A 17,377-nucleotide genomic window follows, 5' to 3' on the forward strand; every position below is an offset into this window, starting at 1 on the left:
ATTGTTCAATTCACTAGAACATATCCTAAATATCAATATTTTCTGCATCCAAAGCATTCGACTCGATAAAATCGCGTCTTGGTTCAACATTATCCCCCATTAAAGTAGTAAATATGGCATCTGCAGCAACGGCATCTTCAATACTGACTTGCAGCATACGCCTTATTGAAGGATCCATTGTGGTTTCCCATAATTGTTCTGGGTTCATTTCGCCAAGACCTTTATATCGTTGTATCGCTTGGCCTTTTTTAGCTTCATTCATCAGCCAATCAAGCGCTTGTTCAAAACTTTCAACGGCAAGTTCTTTCTCACCACGTTTCACATAAGCACCTTCTTCAACCAAACTCGATAATTTAGAGCCTAAAACAACCATTTCTTTATAGTCTTTAGAATAGAAAAATTCAGCATTCATCATAATGTAATGATCCATTCCGTGCTGATTTACTGTAATTCGTGGAACAAATAAATTACTTTCCTCTAAAGCATATGATTGTACTTGATAACGCTCTGTCTTGCTGTCTGATTGCTGTAAACTAAGATCCAATTGCTTGCACCAAGCCGCTATTTTTGCTTCTTGATTAAAATCTTCATTATGCAACATCGGTAAATAAGCAACTCGTTTTAAAATAGCAGTGGGGTATCTTCGCTTATAGCGTCTGGTAATTTTCTCTACACGACGGAATTGTTGCACCAACTCCTCTAAAGCTCTTGCCGCAATTGGCGGAGCTTCTTTTGAAGGATAAAACTCAGCATCTTCCAAGGCACTTTGTGTTAAGTATTCAAATAAAGCTTCATCATCTTTAACATACTGCTCTTGTTTACCACGTTTAACTTTATATAATGGTGGTTGTGCAATATAAATATAGCCACGCTCTAGTAATTCTGGTGTTTGTCTGTAGAAGAAGGTCAATAATAAAGTACGAATATGTGAGCCATCGACGTCGGCGTCGGTCATAATAATAATACGGTGATAACGTACTTTATCTGGATCATATTCATCAGGACCAATACCACAACCTAACGCAGTAATGAGTGTAGCCACTTCTTGTGAAGCAAGCATCTTATCAAAGCGCGCTTTCTCGACGTTTAAGATCTTTCCTTTGAGTGGCAAAATAGCCTGGAATTTACGATCACGCCCTTGTTTTGCGGAACCACCTGCTGAATCTCCTTCCACCAGGTATAATTCTGAAAGAGCAGGATCCTTCTCTTGACAATCAGCTAACTTTCCTGGCAGACCAGCAATATCCAAGGCTCCTTTACGACGCGTCATTTCACGTGCACGACGAGCGGCTTCACGCGCTCTTGCTGCGTCAATAATTTTCGCAACGATTGCTTTAGCAGAAGCTGGATTTTCCAACAAGAAATCATTAAGTTTTTCCGCAACGCTGGATTCAACCGCTGATTTTACTTCAGAAGAGACCAATTTATCCTTAGTTTGTGAGGAGAACTTGGGATCAGGTACTTTTACAGAAAGTACCGCAGTTAAACCTTCTCGCGCATCATCCCCAGTAGGTGAAACTTTTGCTTTTTTAGCATAGCCTTCCGCTTCAATATAATTATTTAAGGTGCGCGTTAATGCCGCCCGAAATCCGGCCATATGTGTGCCACCGTCTCGCTGTGGGATGTTATTCGTAAAACAAAACAATGTTTCTTGATAAGAGTCATTCCACTGCATTGACAATTCAATACCTATATTGTCTTTTTCAGTAGTCATTGAGAAAATCGCAGGCGTAACCAGAGTTTTATTTTTATTTAAATGCTCCACAAAAGCAGTAATACCCCCTTCATAGTGGAAGGTATCTTGCCGTTGCGTGCGTTCATCAAATAAATGAATACAAACACCAGAATTAAGATAGGATAATTCTCTTAAACGTTTCGCCAAAATATCGTAATGAAACTCAATATTAGAAAAAGTTTCTGCACTGGGTTTAAACCAGATTTGTGTTCCTGTACCTGTTGCATCACCAGTAATCTCGATGGGAGCATCAGGAACACCATGGCGATAATGCTGCTCATGAACTTTACCATAGCGACGGATGGTTAAATGCAACTCTTCCGATAAGGCATTAACCACGGAAACCCCTACACCGTGTAGACCACCGGAAACTTTATAAGAATTATCATCGAATTTACCACCGGCATGCAATATTGTAAGGATAACTTCTGCAGCAGAACGGCCTTCTTCTTTATGAATATCAACCGGTATTCCACGTCCATCGTCTTTAACGGTGATGGATTCATCAGCATGAATGGTAACAAAAATTTCTTTACAATAACCAGCTAATGCTTCATCAATTGAATTATCCACTACTTCAAAAACCATATGATGAAGACCAGTCCCATCATCAGTATCACCAATGTACATCCCAGGTCTTTTTCTTACAGCATCTAACCCCTTTAGGACTTTAATATTACTCGAATCATAACTGGCATCAACGCTCATTAGAAGGTCCTCTTAAACCCTTATTGCAAGAGATTTGAAAATTATCCCAATGATAGCATAATTTGTGGGTGGTTTATATGTGCTGGCCTATTATTGGTGATTACCAAAACCTTACCTCTATTTTATTCCGGGAATAATTCGACACAAAATAAAATGTGCTCTATGCCAGTAAGGTATTGGCAAATACAGCTGCGTCAAAATTTAATAACTTGCAATGAGTGATTGCATACTTTAACCATTGTATTAAACTCCATGAATTTTTAAATGGGCAAAGACCACACAAATATTGGTACTTGTGTTATGCCTTTTAGTTAATATCTTAAAAAGCACCGTCTCTATCACCTTCTAAAAGGTGCTATCACAAGCCATTTACCTCATCATTCAAAATGAAACACGGTCATTTTCTTACGCGTCTTTTGATATCTAAATTTGGGTCGCATCTTTCCACAACATTCTTTCTTTTATTACCAAAAAACCGCTGGGGATTATTAATAGATGAGTCAACAACATGTAATTGCGAAAAATTCGTAGATGTTTTAGGAAGATCTTCTTTATTTAAAGGTTGTTTCTTCACTTCGAAAGTTAAAAAAGGAATGTCTGCATTAGACAAAGGATTATTAATCACCCCTAAAGAGGATGAATGGCTTTGAGAAGGATTAAAGAAAAAACTATCCTGCGTATTCTCTGAATAAGTCATTCCTATATTAGAAGGTGCAGCCGCCATGTTGGGGAGAAATACTTGTGAAGAAACAGTAGGCTGTTGGGAGTCATAATGCGTTTCCTTATCACTTACCTCACTTAATACTGTACAATCACTTTCTGTTTTCACGGTATCATACTTCTTATCTACTGATGGCTGATCAACTAAAGCATCATGCTGAAGCGTGTTTAAACTATCTTCAAGGTTCTCACCTTTTATGTTTTCTTTATTTTCTTGCTTCCTTTGCTCATATTTTGGCTTTAATCGTTCCCACTCCTTAAGGTCTCTTTCATTCATCACAATGCAATGGGCTCCATCTAATTGTTCTACCTTAAAATCAATAGGATTACCCCCTAAATTTTTAACCGTTCTGATAAAGGCATAATGCTTTAAAGACAGAGCTTTTGTATGAGTTGCTACTTTGGAGTCATGCACATAACAAAGTTTCCCATTCAACATTTTAGGAATGAATTCACGCGAAAAAACTTCTTGAGGAAAGATAACTCTAGTAGTATCTATACTATCCATTAAGGGCTTGTCATAGTTAGAAAATTCAGCTTGAGCATCCGCTACAGACATTAACATCAATTGATCATAGGTAATTTTTTGACCATCATTAGTAACAAGTCTATCAATATAGCGAGTAATAGTTTGGCTATCACAGTTGAAGTGCTTTGCTATACTAGAAAGAGGATTCTTTTCACCACGAAACTGAATCATAACACCATGAATTTCACTAAGTTTTTTATCTAATATTGGATGAGGCATAATTTTCAATTTAGTTTTTAAAATGTCTATTTTAATCAATTTTTAGACAAAATTCAATTTACAAGTTCGAGTCTTATTTGAAAGCGTTGGAATAAAGCTTCAAAGCGAGCAACCATTTTTTAATTTTTTTGAGATAATCCAACATTTCTCTATAAAATTTAAATCAGAAAACTATGGGAGAAGAAAAATTAATTTGCACTGATTGAAGAATGGGTAATGAATGATATTCTAATCAAAAATTAAATAAAAGGATGTCACGAGTACCGGTAGCAAAAAAAACTCAGCCTGATTTCTGCAAACATTTATCAGAAATGTTCACCAATAATTTTATTTCTTTTTTTCCTTCATATTCTTTTGGAAAAAATTTATCCACACCTGATACATTCATTCCAATTATGATGAATATCATGAAAAATTTCTACCTTGTCACGCTATTAGATTGATTTGATGTTTCACGTGGAACATTGAGATGCATTCTCTTCCCTCTTAACTTAAGTATCAACCTAATCGCTTAATTCTCCGTCTACCACATAAAATAGAGATGAGCTTTCATTCTCGCAATAAGGAAGTAAATGATCAATATTTGAATTTGCAGTAATTATATATTGGCCTTTCATCTGAGCAAGATAATCGATAATTCTTTTTTGATGTTCTTCGTCAAGTTCTGCGGGCAAATCATCGAGTAAATAAAGACACTCTTGTTTTACCAAATTACTCTGCGCTAACTTTAAAGCAATTAAAATAATTTTTTGCTGTCCGCGTGAAAGATATTGCTTGACTTTACTTTCATTGCTTTCAATTTGAATGTCTGCCTGATGAGCACCATATTGTGTATACATTTTATGGCAATCACTTTCAAAATGCTCTGCTAAAACTTTATCTAAACTCATACCTGATTTTTTTCTATCCCAACCTTTAAGATAATGTAAAGTGCACGACAAAGCACTTAACTTACTCAGTACTTCAGTAAATTCATCAGCCCATTCAGTAAAGTATTCGTATCGCAATCGATCCAATTGTTCTGCCAATTCACTTAATTGTTTGTCCCACGGAATAAAGTGTAGGTAGGGAGCTCGTTGCCTGAGTAAAACATTTCTTTGCTTTAATACTTTCTTATATGTTTTTAATAGGAAAAGATACTCTGGTTTCACGTGAAACAATCCCCAATCCAATACGCTACGTCGTATTGATGCACCAGCATCAATAATTTGAAAAAGATCAGAATAAAAGATTTGACAAGGCAGAGCATAAGCCAATTGACTGGTAGTGGAACAAAATTGATTATTTAACTTAATTTGCGTCAATTCAGAAGGAGATTTTTGAATACTAATAGTCTCCTCTTTAGTTCCACGAGCAAAAACCGTAAATGACGACTCACCATGAGTAATAATCGGCGAGATTTCGCGAGAACGAAAAGAGTGACCACAACTTAATAAATACAACGCTTCAAGAATAGATGTTTTACCACTACCATTTGCTCCACAGATAAAATTAAATCTTGGGTTTAGGCGCATCTGCGCAGTAGCTATGTTTCGTAAGGAATGAATTTTTAATTCAGAGAGAATCATATCTTCATAGGCATGATAATGTATTGATAATTATCATCATCAAGCGCTTCAATTAAAATACTACTGTCAGTTGTGGATAAAGACAAACGGATCTCTCCTTCCCCAAAATGCGAAAGCACATCCAATAAATAAGTAGCATTCAAACCAATTTTTAATTCTTCACCTTGAGTTTCAGCGACTAAAGACTCAATTGCTTCTTCTTGTTCGTTATTATTAGCAATTAAAGTCAATTGTCCTGATTGTAAATGCAACAGCACCGCTTTTGATTTTTCATGAGCTAAAATGACAATTCGTGATAAAGCACGTTTTAAAATGGTGCAATCAATAACAATTTGCTTGTCCTGATTTTTAGGAATTGCTTTAGCGTAAGGAGGAAAGCGAGCTTCAATTAGCTTTGATAAAAAAACAAACTGAGAACACACTAATTTAACATGTGATTTTCCCGCTGCTAATAATACATTCTCATCATCAATGCTATTTAAAAGTCGTAGTAATTCTTGCACTCCTTTTTTAGGAAGTAATAATTTTTTATCATTGCCATGCGTACACTGATACCGACTAATAGCCATGCGATGTCCATCTGTAGCAACTGCAGAGATTTGATTAGGTTCAAAATCTAAAAATAAACCATTTAAAAATACACGCACATCTTGCTGCGACATAGCAAAATGAGTGGATTGTAATAATTGCAATAAAACCAAACGTGGGATACTTAATTCAACTTCATTGCACTCATCTTCACTCAAAGGATAACCTTCAGCTGGCAACGTAGTAAGTTTAAACGTACTGCGCCCCTGCTTAATAGTTAAGATACCATTATCAACAATAAAATTAGGATTCGCTTGCTCATCCAAGGAACGAATAATATCAATAAATTTCTTGGCGGGGACAGTAATCGCACCGGTTAATTCTTTTGATTCGCAGGCAACATGTGCTGCTATTTCAATTTCCAAATCCGTAGCTGTGATAAATAGCAATCCATCTGTTATTTTAAATAAGAAATTAGACAATATGGCTAAAGATTGCCTTTTATCAACTGCACCTGCAACAGTTAAAAGAGGTGTAAGCAAGTCTTCTTTTTTTATTGAAAATTCCAGCACAATCTACCCCTTAAGAAGACAAGATACGCATTAAATTTTTATAATCCTCAGCAAAATCACTGTCATCCTGAATTAACTCTTTGACTTTTCTACAGGCATGAATCACTGTTGTATGATCGCGCCCACCAAAATGGTCGCCAATTTCTGGCAAGCTATGGTTGGTTAACTCTTTACTCAAAGCCATTGCCATCTGTCGTGGCCTGGCAATCGAGCGGCTACGACGTTTTGATAAAATATCAGCGACTTTAACTTTATAATATTCAGCAACTGTTTTGAGAATATTCTCAATAGTCACTAATTTATCCTGTAAAGCCAAAAGATCACGTAATGCCTCATGCACAAACTCAATAGTGATGGGCTTACCAGTGAAATGTGCATTGGCTATAACGCGACGTAAAGCACCTTCAAGCTCTCTTACGTTAGAACGAATACGCTTCGCAATAAAGAAAGCCACCTCATAAGGCAATTCAATATTTGATTGCTCTGCCTTACTAATTAAAATGGCGACTCGGGTCTCTAATTCAGGAGGCTCTACAGCCACTGTTAATCCCCAGCCAAAACGAGATTTTAAACGCTCTTCCATGCCTTCAATTTCTTTGGGATAACGATCACTGGTTAAAATAATTTGTTGCTGCCCTTCAAGTAAGGCATTAAAAGTATGAAAAAACTCTTCTTGCGAGCGATCTTTTCCTGCAAAAAATTGAATATCATCAATAAGTAAAGCGTTAAGTGAGCGATAAAAACGTTTAAATTCATTAATTGAATTAGTTTGCAAAGCCTTAACCATGTCTGCAACAAAGCGTTCCGAATGCAAATATAATATTTTCGCTTCAGGATTATTTTTAAGAATTTCGTTACCAATAGCATGCATTAAATGGGTCTTACCTAACCCCACACCACCATAAATAAACAGCGGGTTATAAGCGTCTCCAGGACGTTCTGCAACTTGCATTGAAGCTGCACGAGCCAATTGGTTTGAATTCCCTTCAACAAAACTTTCAAACAAGAATTTTTTATTCAGATGGCTGCTTTTATAATCAACTGTTTTTTTGGGTACATTTCTAGCGACTTCATCTTCGTTAACTAAGGAAGCAACTATTCGCTCACCAGCAACGGCAGTGGAAGAACCAGATGAACTAGACTCAGAAGCCTTACTCCCAATTTCAATGGAAATGGACTTAATTTCATCCCCAGCAAATTGTTTGATTAATTCTTCGATACGTACAAAAAAATGTTTTTTTACCCAATCAACCACAAAGCGATTAGGCGCTAATAATACCAAGCGTTGCTCTTCAGAATAAACCTGTAATGGACGTAACCAAGTATTAAATTGCTGCGCAGAATACTCATTCTGCAACAAGCCTAAACATTTTTGCCAAACAGCTGCTGACACAACGTAACTCCCCATCTAAAGAAGAATGGTAAAAGAAAATTAAAACCCAAAAACAGGTAAAAACTAATTATCCACCAATATAAATAGTGCCACTGAAAGTACCGGGACAGCAAGATAATTAAACATGAAATTTACAGTGAAATTACTGCGCCTCGCTAAAGCGAAGGAGGCGATTATACTCAGCCTTGATGATAAAGGCAAAGTTATCCACAAGAAAATAATGAATTAAAGTAATTCAGTTTTTTGTGAATCAAAAATATCTAACCATGAAATTATAGCATCAAATTATCGGTTAGATCCTTCTTTAAAGGGCACAGTAAACAATAACTTCATCTTTAAATAAATAAAATTAACATATTAACAATCACTTTTCCATCATTCTATTTTAATGAGGAAGAGGCCGTGAAGTAGTTATGGATAAACCAGTGATAATCCTAAGTATAAAATGAATATAAATCAGTGGATAAAATTAATATTTAAGTTACTGACAAAGAGATTACAATATAAAGTGTGACTTATATACAAGATTAAACCAATATAACTAATTGAATATTAATAAAAATTAAAAAATACCCACATAAATCTTCTACTATATAATAAACATAAATATTTAAATAAAGAATTATTTTAATAATAAAGTTTGTTAACAAATTCATTAAGTGCTGGTTCTATAAATGCAAAATGAGTTTAACGGCTGAATTACCTCTGATTCATAATTGTGTATTTTTGATATTATTTAAATAGACTTATTTTATTCTACACTTTATGGATAATCTTAATTTTGCACTCAATAATGAGATATAAGAAGAAATTGAAGGTTAAGGTGGTCATTAGACGATTAGGGATTATACATGCAGAAACAAGTTAATGATTATTTTTGGAAAATGAGCAAACGAATACAAATGTCATCTAAAGTAAATTATCTACTTATAGGTTTAACCGTTCTTCTTCTAGGAATAACTTTTTATAATATAAAATATGCTGAACTTTTCAAACTCTATTATTGGTCTACTTTTTTTTCTTTTTTGGGAATTGTTTGTAGTTTAGGACTGTATTACCACTATATCTTAAAAAACACACGAACGGGAACTTATATTTATTTAGCTATTGTATTTTGGATGTTGTATAGCTATATCTTTTTGCAGATGAGTAATGTTTCTTATTATTTAGTGTCCATGTCAATTTTTTGGATGGTAGGTTTAATACATTTCATTCAAGAAATTTTCATTAATTTAAAAAAAAGAACTTTTCTAATTAATGCTTTTTGCTTATATATATCTTTCCCATTATTTATAACTTTGTCTCAATATTTTTTAGTTGCAAATAATCGTAGCCATCCATTGGTTTATGATGAACTATTAATGGCCGTTGATGGTGCATTGGGCTTTTATCCAAGTTTAGTAATCGGTACATTTATTCAAACTATGCCTCTTGGCATGTCTTTGGTTATAGATTTGGTTTATATGATACTACCTATAGCCGCCTTATTCATTTATGTAAAATTAGAAAATGCCAAAAATGAAATTCCTATAAGTTTTATCACTGAATTATTTTTAGTTGGCATTATAGGCTATGCACTTTATAATGTGGTTCCGGCCTGTGGTTCTCGTTATGCATTTAACCAAACTTGGCCTTTTAGTTTACCTGAAACATTTTTTACAGAAAAACCCAAACCTATCTTCTGTCCAGTTTATTATCCAAGAAATTGTATTCCTTCGTTGCATACCGCATGGACTATTACTTTATTAAGATATGCGTGGTTATTAGATTCTTTAACTAAAGCATTTATCTCAATATTTGCATTAATTACTTTAGTTGCTATTTTTGGAATAGGTGCGCATTATTTTATTGATGTAGTAGTGGGATTAGCATTCGTTAATTGTGTTGGAGGAATATCCAGCGTGCAATTATCTTACAAAAATTATGCGCGTTTATTTTCAATTTTTCTAGGCGGACTATTATGCCTTATGTGGTATGGCATTATTTTATATGGATTATCATTAATACAGTCATCAATAATGATGACTTGGTTTATTTTTATAACAAGCATACTTATTAGTTTTAAGCTAGAACAAAATTTATATAAAGAATATGTGCATGAAAAAAGTTTAATTTCATCTCAAATCAAATTCTCCAATAATTATGATTAAACATAAACCCATCTGCCAGTTATTAAATCACATTGATGTAACTAAGTTATTAATAACCAGGATTAAATAAGGCGAATAATGTGAAGATAAGTATAGGAATAATTCAAGACATTGAAAAATCAACAAATAGATCACAAGCAAAAACAGCAGTTACAAACAGTATTAAAATTAATGTAACTTATTGATTTTAAATAATTAAAAAAACATATCCACAGAAAAATGGTTACTATATAACAAAAACAAAATTTTAAAATAAAGAATTATATTTTATTAACACCTGTGCATAAATACTCACTCCTACATTTTGCTTACTATGCTACAGATCACCAAATTTTGCGTTACTCGTAAAATAATCAATCATCGAAATTGACAGTAGATAAAAAGTTCTCTATCATTATCAGCCTCATAAATTTATAAACAGGTTCATCATGAAACGCACCTTTCAACCAAGTAATTTAAAACGTAAACGCGATCATGGTTTTCGCGAGCGTATGGCTACTCGTGCAGGAAGATTAGTTATTAAACGTCGTCGTGCAAAAGGTCGTAAGCGCTTGACAGCCTAAGTGTTTGTTTTTAGAAAAACACAGCGATTACGAACTAAAAAAGATTATAATCATGTGTTTGAACAAGCAAAAAAAATTGTAACATCTGACTTTATTATTCTCTTTCGAGAGAATAATTTAGGTTATGCCCGACTTGGGTTGGCATTATCAAAAAAAATGATAGCGAAAGCTCATGATCGAAATCGTATTAAACGGCTTATTAGGGAAGGTTTTCGGCAAAGGGATTTACCTGCCATTGATATGATTTTTTTAGCCAGACAAGGTGTCGCAAAGCAAGCAAACTCAAAAATTAACACAAGATTAGGCAAATCATGGGAAAAATTAACCTCATGCTTCGGCAAATAGCGTGTTTTCCAATCAAATTATACCAATATTTGATTGGTCCCTTGCTTAAACCCTCTTGTCGCTATTATCCTAGTTGTTCGTACTATGCGGAAAGTGCCATAACCCAATATGGCATAACCAAAGGATTATGGATGGCTATTAAAAGACTATTACGTTGCCACCCTTGGGCACAAGGTGGTTATGACCCCGTACACCCTAACGATGAGAAGCTTTAATGGATATACGACGTGTTGTTTTATATATGGCGCTAACGCTGGTTGGTTTATCGCTTTGGAATGCTTGGCAAACAGATTATCCACCCAAGCAAGTTTCTGTGGATAACTCCAGCGCATCACAAAATGTCAGCGAACCTTTATTACCACAAATGGGTGCTGCTAATGATGCGTCTGAACCAGCAGTCGTTAACTCACCTTTAAGCACATCGACTTCATTAGTTGAAGTTAAAACCGATGTCTTGGATGTAGCAATTGATTTGCAACAAGGCAATATTGTTTCAGGTAAGTTGCTTGATTATCCTTTAAGCGTTGATGAGAAAAATAAATCTTTTTTATTGTTACAAAATAATGCTAATGAACGTTATGTAGCTAATAGCAGCCTCTTTGTTGCTTCTGGACAAAAAGGCAAGGAGCTTAATTTCGGATTTACTAGCGATAAAACTCAATATGAACTGACTCCAAATCAAGATAAATTAATAGTTACCCTAAACGGTAAAAACGAAGAAGGTTTAGCGGTTACTAAAGAATTCATCTTTACTAAAGGCAGTTACTTGATTGAAGTCAATTACAAAATCGTAAACCAAGGCAGCAATGAATGGAAAGGGTATATGAATACCCAGCTATTACGTAGTTCACCTAAAGAAGATAAGTCCAGTGTTTTTCATGTAGGTTCATATACTGGTGCTTCATACTCTGAGCCTGGTAAACACCGCTATCAAAAAGTCAGCTTTGGTGATATGGCCAAAAACAATCTTGATGTTGACAGCAAGGGCGGTTGGATTGCCATGCAGCAGCATTATTTCCTAAGTGCCTGGATTCCCGATGTCAATGCCAACAATAAGTTTTACACTCGTGCCTTTAATAATGATTTTGTTATTGGTGCAGTAAGCCAGCCAATTAGTTTGCAACCCAACGAGCAAAAAAACATTGGTGCGCAACTTTATATAGGCCCAGAAATCACCAGCGTTTTGAAAAATATTGCCCCATCTTTAGATTTAACTGTGGATTATGGTGTGTTATGGTTTGTTTCTTCTTTATTGTTTTCTTTAATGAAGGCCATTTATAATGTTATCGGTAATTGGGGTTGGTCTATTGTTTTAGTTACTGTATTGATTAAATTAGCTTTTTACCGTTTATCTGCTACTAGCTATAAATCAATGGCTGGCATGCGTAAATTGCAACCTAAATTACAAGCCTTACGTGAACGTTATGGCGATGATAAAGCGAAGATAAGTCAAGCAACAATGGAATTGTACAAACAAGAAAAAGTAAATCCTTTAGGGGGATGCTTGCCAATTCTTATCCAAATTCCTGTATTCATTGCTTTATACTGGGTATTATTAGAAAGTGTTGAATTACGACAGGCGCCATTTATTTTATGGATTAACGACTTGGCTTCAGCAGATTCTTACCATGTTCTGCCACTGATTATGGGTGCCACCATGTTAATTCAGCAGAAGTTAAACCCTGCGCCACCCGATCCAATGCAGGCTAAAGTGATGATGTTTTTACCCATTCTTTTTACTGGATTATTCTGGAATTTTCCAGCAGGTTTAGTACTGTACTGGATTGTGAATAATACTTTGTCCATACTTCAACAATGGTACATTACCCGCAAGTACTCTGATGAAAAGCCAGTGAAAAAGAAACTTGTTACTGCAGCAAAGTAAATGTCTCGTGAAACCATAGTCGCTATAGCAACTCCACCAGGACGTGGTGGGGTTGGTATCGTTCGATTATCTGGACCAAAATCCTACGCAATTGCCATGACTATTAATGGTAATAAAGAATTACAACCAAGATTAGCCTCTTTTTGTTCTTTTTATGCTGAAACTTTAATTGATCAAGGTTTGATGCTGTATTTTAATGCTCCGTATTCATTTACAGGCGAAGATGTTATTGAATTGCAAGCACATGGTTCCCCCGTAGTTTTAGACTTGTTGGTAAAGGCTTGTATACACGCTGGAGCACGTTTAGCGCGACCAGGAGAGTTTTCCGAGCGCGCTTTTTTAAACGATAAAATCGACCTCACTCAAGCAGAGGCGATTGCTGATTTGATTCATGCCAGTTCAGAAACGGCAGCTCGCATGGCTTTAAAATCCTTACAAGGTGAATTTTCACATAAAATCAATGAATTAAATGAACAATTAATTTATTTACGCTTATACGTTGAGGCTGCGATTGATTTTCCTGAAGAGGAAATTGATTTTCTTAATGATGGTAAAATAGGAAACTTATTGCAAACTATTTTAACCAATCTGGAAGTTATTCGTTCTCAAACGAATCAGGGAGTCATACTTCGTGAAGGTTTATCTTTAGTGATCGCTGGAAGACCTAATGCCGGAAAATCAACCTTAATCAATAACTTGGCAGGGCGTGACATTGCAATTGTTACTGAAATTGCAGGAACCACCCGTGATGTGATGCGTGAACATATTCTTTTAGATGATATTCCCTTACACATCATTGATACCGCAGGGTTACGCGAATCCGATGACATTGTTGAAAAAGAAGGAATTAAACGTGCTTGGCAAGAATTAAAAAAAGCCGATTGCGTTTTATTGGTGGTAGATATTAATGATCCAGAGCATCACCATTTATTGACACAAGAGATTCAGGCAGCATTGCCGCCAGCAGTGCCTATCATTACGGTTTTTAATAAAATTGATACCGTTGCTTATAACGCTAAAGTACAGGGTCAAATGGTTTATCTTTCTGCAAAATCAGGTGAGGGAGTTGCTGGTTTAAAGCAAATAATTAAAGATGTAGTAGGTTATCAACCCACTGAGGGTCAATTTCTTGCTCGTCGTCGTCATTTGCAAGCTTTAGATGATGCGATGCAATTATTAACAACTGGCCAACAACAACTTGCTGAGCATCGTGCCGGTGAATTATTAGCCGAAGATTTACGTTTAGCTCATCAGGTGCTTTGTGAAATAACTGGTGAGTTTAGTTCCGATGATTTGTTAGGACATATTTTTTCAAGTTTTTGTATTGGAAAATAGCAAGCTGCTAGAAAAATCCCTAATTTGGCGCATCCAAGTTGTGGAAAGAATCATGATGCCTCCTTAGTACCGCAATTCATTACTTATTAAGACAGTGCATCCGAATAAAATGAAAGATTTCTTTATAAAAATCAGGTGAATCCCATAAGTCGTTATGATTTTTATCATCAAATACTAGCATTTTTTTAGGCTCATTTGCTTGATTAAAAAGAGTTAATCCTTCATCAAAGGGTACCACTTGATCACGTTTGCCATGTAATACTAACAATGGAGCATGGATTTGTTTTATACGCTTAAGTGAATCAAATTGATCCCAGGGTTTTATGATGAGCCATGGGTAATGATAACGAGATAAGCTAGCCAAGGAGGTAAAAGGTGATTGCAAAATTACAGCACAAACAGTATTTTCAGCTGCAAGCTTTGTCGCAATACCTGTGCCCAATGACTCTCCGTATAAAATAATTTGGTTCAATGCCACTTCGTTTTCATATAAAAATCGTAATGCCGTGCGAGCATCTTCATATAACCCCTCTTCTGTAGGTGAGCCTCTATTTTCTCCATAACCACGATATTCTAATAAAAAAATACCAAATCCTGCATTAATGAATTGACGTGCTAAAGGCATACGATATCCAATATGTCCTGCATTGCCATGCAAAAAAAGTACAGTTGGTTGATTATGTAGCGCTGGTTTATACCATGAGGTTAATACTAAATTATCTTTTGTGTATAATGACACCAACACCATATCCGTTGCATGATAATCTTGTAAATTCAGCGTTTGATGTGTGGGGAAATAAATTAGGTGTCGCTGGAAAATATAAAAAAAGAGCATAATGAAACATAAACTCAGAATAGAAACGATGAGAATTTGCCTTACCATAATTTTCACCTCCTATTAATATTATAATTTACAACGATTATATCTTCTCGCAGACGAAGTGTGACAATCATTGAAATGAAAAGTTACTTTAAATCAAAACTAACAGGAAAATAGTTTTATATTAGTTCAATATGAGATTTACTACAAAAGTAGAAGTGATTACAAAAATGCTGGCAGGCCTCCGTGAATTAACAATCCGCCATGCTATCGCTACAGACAATCGTAGTCTGCTTGAGCGTTTGGAAAAGGCAGGAGATAATTTATCTAATCCGTCACGCTGTAGCTTCGTTATAATAAATCGATTTTTTGTATTAACTCAGAATAAAGGCGTAGAAACACTACTAGATCTTTATTCTGAGTTTTTTTAAACACTACCGACTTAACATTTCGCTCTGACTATTTTCCCCTACTCCATTACTATTTCAATTTTAGAAAAAAATGATAATAACGTCCTAAGGTTTTATAAAATTTGTTTAGCATTTAATATTTAATTAAGGCAATTAGTTTAAAATTAAGAATATTAGTCTAAATAACTCTCGGAAGATAAATCATGTTAAGTTCCTTCCCTCTTAGAGAAAAACTGATCCAAAAAAGATCTTATGACCTTATAGATTATACAGTTTTACCTGTTGACCCCAAAATTTCTGGTAATAAGATGACTTTTTCTATTGGTAATCAGAATATCAAAAGTTTTCTACGAACTCTGAATAATAAGATAAAAAAAGAACCTTTGTTAAAAGGTAGAATAAAGACAAATAGATTAGACGGATTAATCACTCTTACTTTTTTAGATAATATAGATAACGAAGAAGAACAAAAAAAATTCTACAATCAAACCGTTAAGTCTATTTTTAGCAAGGGTAAGAAAACAACAGGGAAAGAGGTGACCCAAGAGGAAAAGAAAGACAAACATCGTGGGAAATGTGCGGGGGCAGCGGCCGCAAAGAAAGGCTGTACAAAGACAGATTTTACAACAAATGCCACTAAATCCAAGGATTATATTCAAGCCTATAATGAAAGCTATGATAAGGAGATACGAAAAAGAAATATAACTGGATCTGAATTGGGCACGCCTGCAAGTGAAAGTTCTTTTTTAAATCAACTCGCTCCTTTGTCGGCATCAATCCTAGAAAATGATAACGATTTAGGCAGTGATGTAGCAGAAACAAATTCTTCTTTATCCAATTTTCAAGGTGAGGAAGCACAAGGGTATTTACCCAATTTTATAATGAACGCACCTTTCGTTTCTCATCTGGATCCAACTAGCCACTCTCAAAGTTTGATTACAGACCTAGAGCATCAAAACACAACATCCTCTTATTCAACACTTCCTAACCTGATAGTAAATTATCCAAATGTACTAACGAATAACTTATCGTTCTTATCACCAATAAACTTGGCCTTGCCAGCTACTTTGCACTTCCCCTCAGTTAACAATGAGGAAGTAAACTACACTAACTACTCTACAAATTATGATGAAGGAATCACATCAGAGCTTCCTACAATATTCGCACAAAAAGATGCATTGCATATTAATGATCAGTCATTTGACAATTCGGAATATTATTTTCCTGCATGCTCGTTTCATCAAACGGATAAACCGACTTATACAATGGCGCCGCTAGCGGATTCAACAACTTATAGGTTATCTGCGTTAAAAGAACAAATAAATTTACCATCTTATCCAATAATCAATAAACTTATCCCCTTAGAAACAAGTAGACTTAATCTTCACGCTACTATAGCAACCTCACCTGTTCAAACCTCACAAAATGGGGCTAAAAATCCATCTCGATTTTTCCCGCAAGCTCCATTGGCCTCGCCACCACTATGCAATTCGAATTTAGATCTTTCTGCAGCTACACAACAACTAGCTAAGAAGCGCAAAATTTGACAAAAATCGAAACTGATAAAGAAATTTGTGAATAACAATTAAATACTTAGCACTCTGAACAATATTATATATTGACGAGGGTCCATTGGGCTCAAAGGATTTGAAAAATAAAAGCAGAGGGTTTTCGCTTTGGATTTCTTTTTTTACAAATGTTTTAATCTGCTCAGGCTCCCAAATATTACCTGCACCCAACTTGTAAATTTTAAAACTTTCAGTAACTCCCCAGGTATTTAATTGAGCTCACCGGCTTCCCCTCTCCACCGCGCGCAGCGTGGGGGAGAGGGATCAAGGGTGAGGGGATTAAATAGTGTCGCGAAGCGACTTCATTTGAGAGAGCTTAAGGCCGTAGC

At 35.3% G+C, this 17,377-nt stretch carries 14 protein-coding genes; 8 read left to right on the forward strand and 6 right to left on the reverse strand.

What is annotated here, in order from left to right; genetic code table 11:
• Positions 1–25: 25 nt before the first annotated feature.
• The 5 genes from gyrB to dnaA form a co-directional block, all read right to left on the reverse strand.
• Positions 26–2,443, reverse strand: coding sequence for a DNA topoisomerase (ATP-hydrolyzing) subunit B (gene gyrB / locus QM652_RS01580; protein WP_415072400.1), 2,418 nt, complete (start codon positions 2,441–2,443; stop codon positions 26–28).
• Positions 2,444–2,840: 397 nt separating this feature from the next.
• Positions 2,841–3,911 carry a hypothetical protein gene (locus QM652_RS01585; protein ID WP_415072401.1) on the reverse strand — a complete coding sequence of 357 codons (1,071 nt, stop codon included), beginning with the start codon at positions 3,909–3,911 and terminating at the stop codon, positions 2,841–2,843.
• 503 nt (positions 3,912–4,414) lie between these two features.
• Positions 4,415–5,479: a DNA replication/repair protein RecF gene (gene recF, locus QM652_RS01590; protein WP_415072402.1), complete on the reverse strand. Its 1,065-nt coding sequence runs from the start codon at positions 5,477–5,479 to the stop codon at positions 4,415–4,417.
• Positions 5,476–6,579, reverse strand: a complete 1,104-nt coding sequence (dnaN, locus tag QM652_RS01595) for a DNA polymerase III subunit beta (protein WP_415072403.1) — start codon at positions 6,577–6,579, stop codon at positions 5,476–5,478. The genes recF and dnaN overlap by 4 nt, the downstream gene beginning before the upstream one ends.
• Before the next feature lie 10 nt (positions 6,580–6,589).
• Positions 6,590–7,972 (reverse strand): chromosomal replication initiator protein DnaA, encoded by a 1,383-nt coding sequence (dnaA, locus tag QM652_RS01600; RefSeq protein ID WP_415072404.1) that lies wholly within the window; start codon positions 7,970–7,972, stop codon positions 6,590–6,592.
• Positions 7,973–8,823: 851 nt separating this feature from the next.
• Here dnaA and QM652_RS01605 point away from each other — a divergent pair.
• The 6 genes from QM652_RS01605 to mnmE all read left to right on the forward strand — a co-directional run bounded on the left by QM652_RS01605 (position 8,824) and on the right by mnmE (position 14,250).
• A complete protein-coding gene (locus QM652_RS01605; RefSeq protein ID WP_415072405.1) occupies positions 8,824–10,122 on the forward strand; it encodes a phosphatase PAP2 family protein in 1,299 nt (432 codons plus the stop codon).
• Positions 10,123–10,550: 428 nt separating this feature from the next.
• Positions 10,551–10,685, forward strand: a complete 135-nt coding sequence (gene rpmH, locus QM652_RS01610) for a 50S ribosomal protein L34 (protein ID WP_019232681.1) — start codon at positions 10,551–10,553, stop codon at positions 10,683–10,685.
• Positions 10,686–11,030 carry a ribonuclease P protein component gene (gene rnpA, locus QM652_RS01615; protein ID WP_415072406.1) on the forward strand — a complete coding sequence of 115 codons (345 nt, stop codon included), beginning with the start codon at positions 10,686–10,688 and terminating at the stop codon, positions 11,028–11,030.
• Positions 10,997–11,245 (forward strand): membrane protein insertion efficiency factor YidD, encoded by a 249-nt coding sequence (gene yidD, locus QM652_RS01620; protein WP_415072407.1) that lies wholly within the window; start codon positions 10,997–10,999, stop codon positions 11,243–11,245. The genes rnpA and yidD overlap by 34 nt, the downstream gene beginning before the upstream one ends.
• A 26-nt stretch (positions 11,246–11,271) precedes the next feature.
• Positions 11,272–12,915 (forward strand): membrane protein insertase YidC, encoded by a 1,644-nt coding sequence (yidC, locus tag QM652_RS01625; RefSeq protein WP_415072413.1) that lies wholly within the window; start codon positions 11,272–11,274, stop codon positions 12,913–12,915.
• Complete coding sequence (gene mnmE, locus QM652_RS01630) at positions 12,916–14,250, forward strand: tRNA uridine-5-carboxymethylaminomethyl(34) synthesis GTPase MnmE (protein WP_415072408.1); 1,335 nt, start codon at positions 12,916–12,918, stop codon at positions 14,248–14,250.
• Positions 14,251–14,329: 79 nt separating this feature from the next.
• On the opposite strand, the gene QM652_RS01635 is transcribed toward mnmE, so the two are convergent.
• The gene (locus QM652_RS01635) at positions 14,330–15,133 is read right to left on the reverse strand and encodes an alpha/beta hydrolase (protein ID WP_415072409.1); all 804 of its coding nucleotides are present in this window, start codon (positions 15,131–15,133) and stop codon (positions 14,330–14,332) included.
• A 167-nt stretch (positions 15,134–15,300) separates the two neighbouring features.
• Here QM652_RS01635 and QM652_RS01640 point away from each other — a divergent pair, with 167 nt between their 5' ends.
• Entirely contained in the window at positions 15,301–15,501 is a 201-nt protein-coding gene (locus QM652_RS01640) for a hypothetical protein (RefSeq protein ID WP_415072410.1), read from the forward strand.
• Between the two features lie 182 nt (positions 15,502–15,683).
• A complete protein-coding gene (locus QM652_RS01645; protein WP_415072411.1) occupies positions 15,684–17,027 on the forward strand; it encodes a hypothetical protein in 1,344 nt (447 codons plus the stop codon).
• Positions 17,028–17,377: the final 350 nt, after the last annotated feature.

Origin of the sequence: Legionella sp. (genome assembly GCF_047605385.1) — a bacterium.
Lineage (GTDB): Bacteria > Pseudomonadota > Gammaproteobacteria > Legionellales > Legionellaceae > Legionella.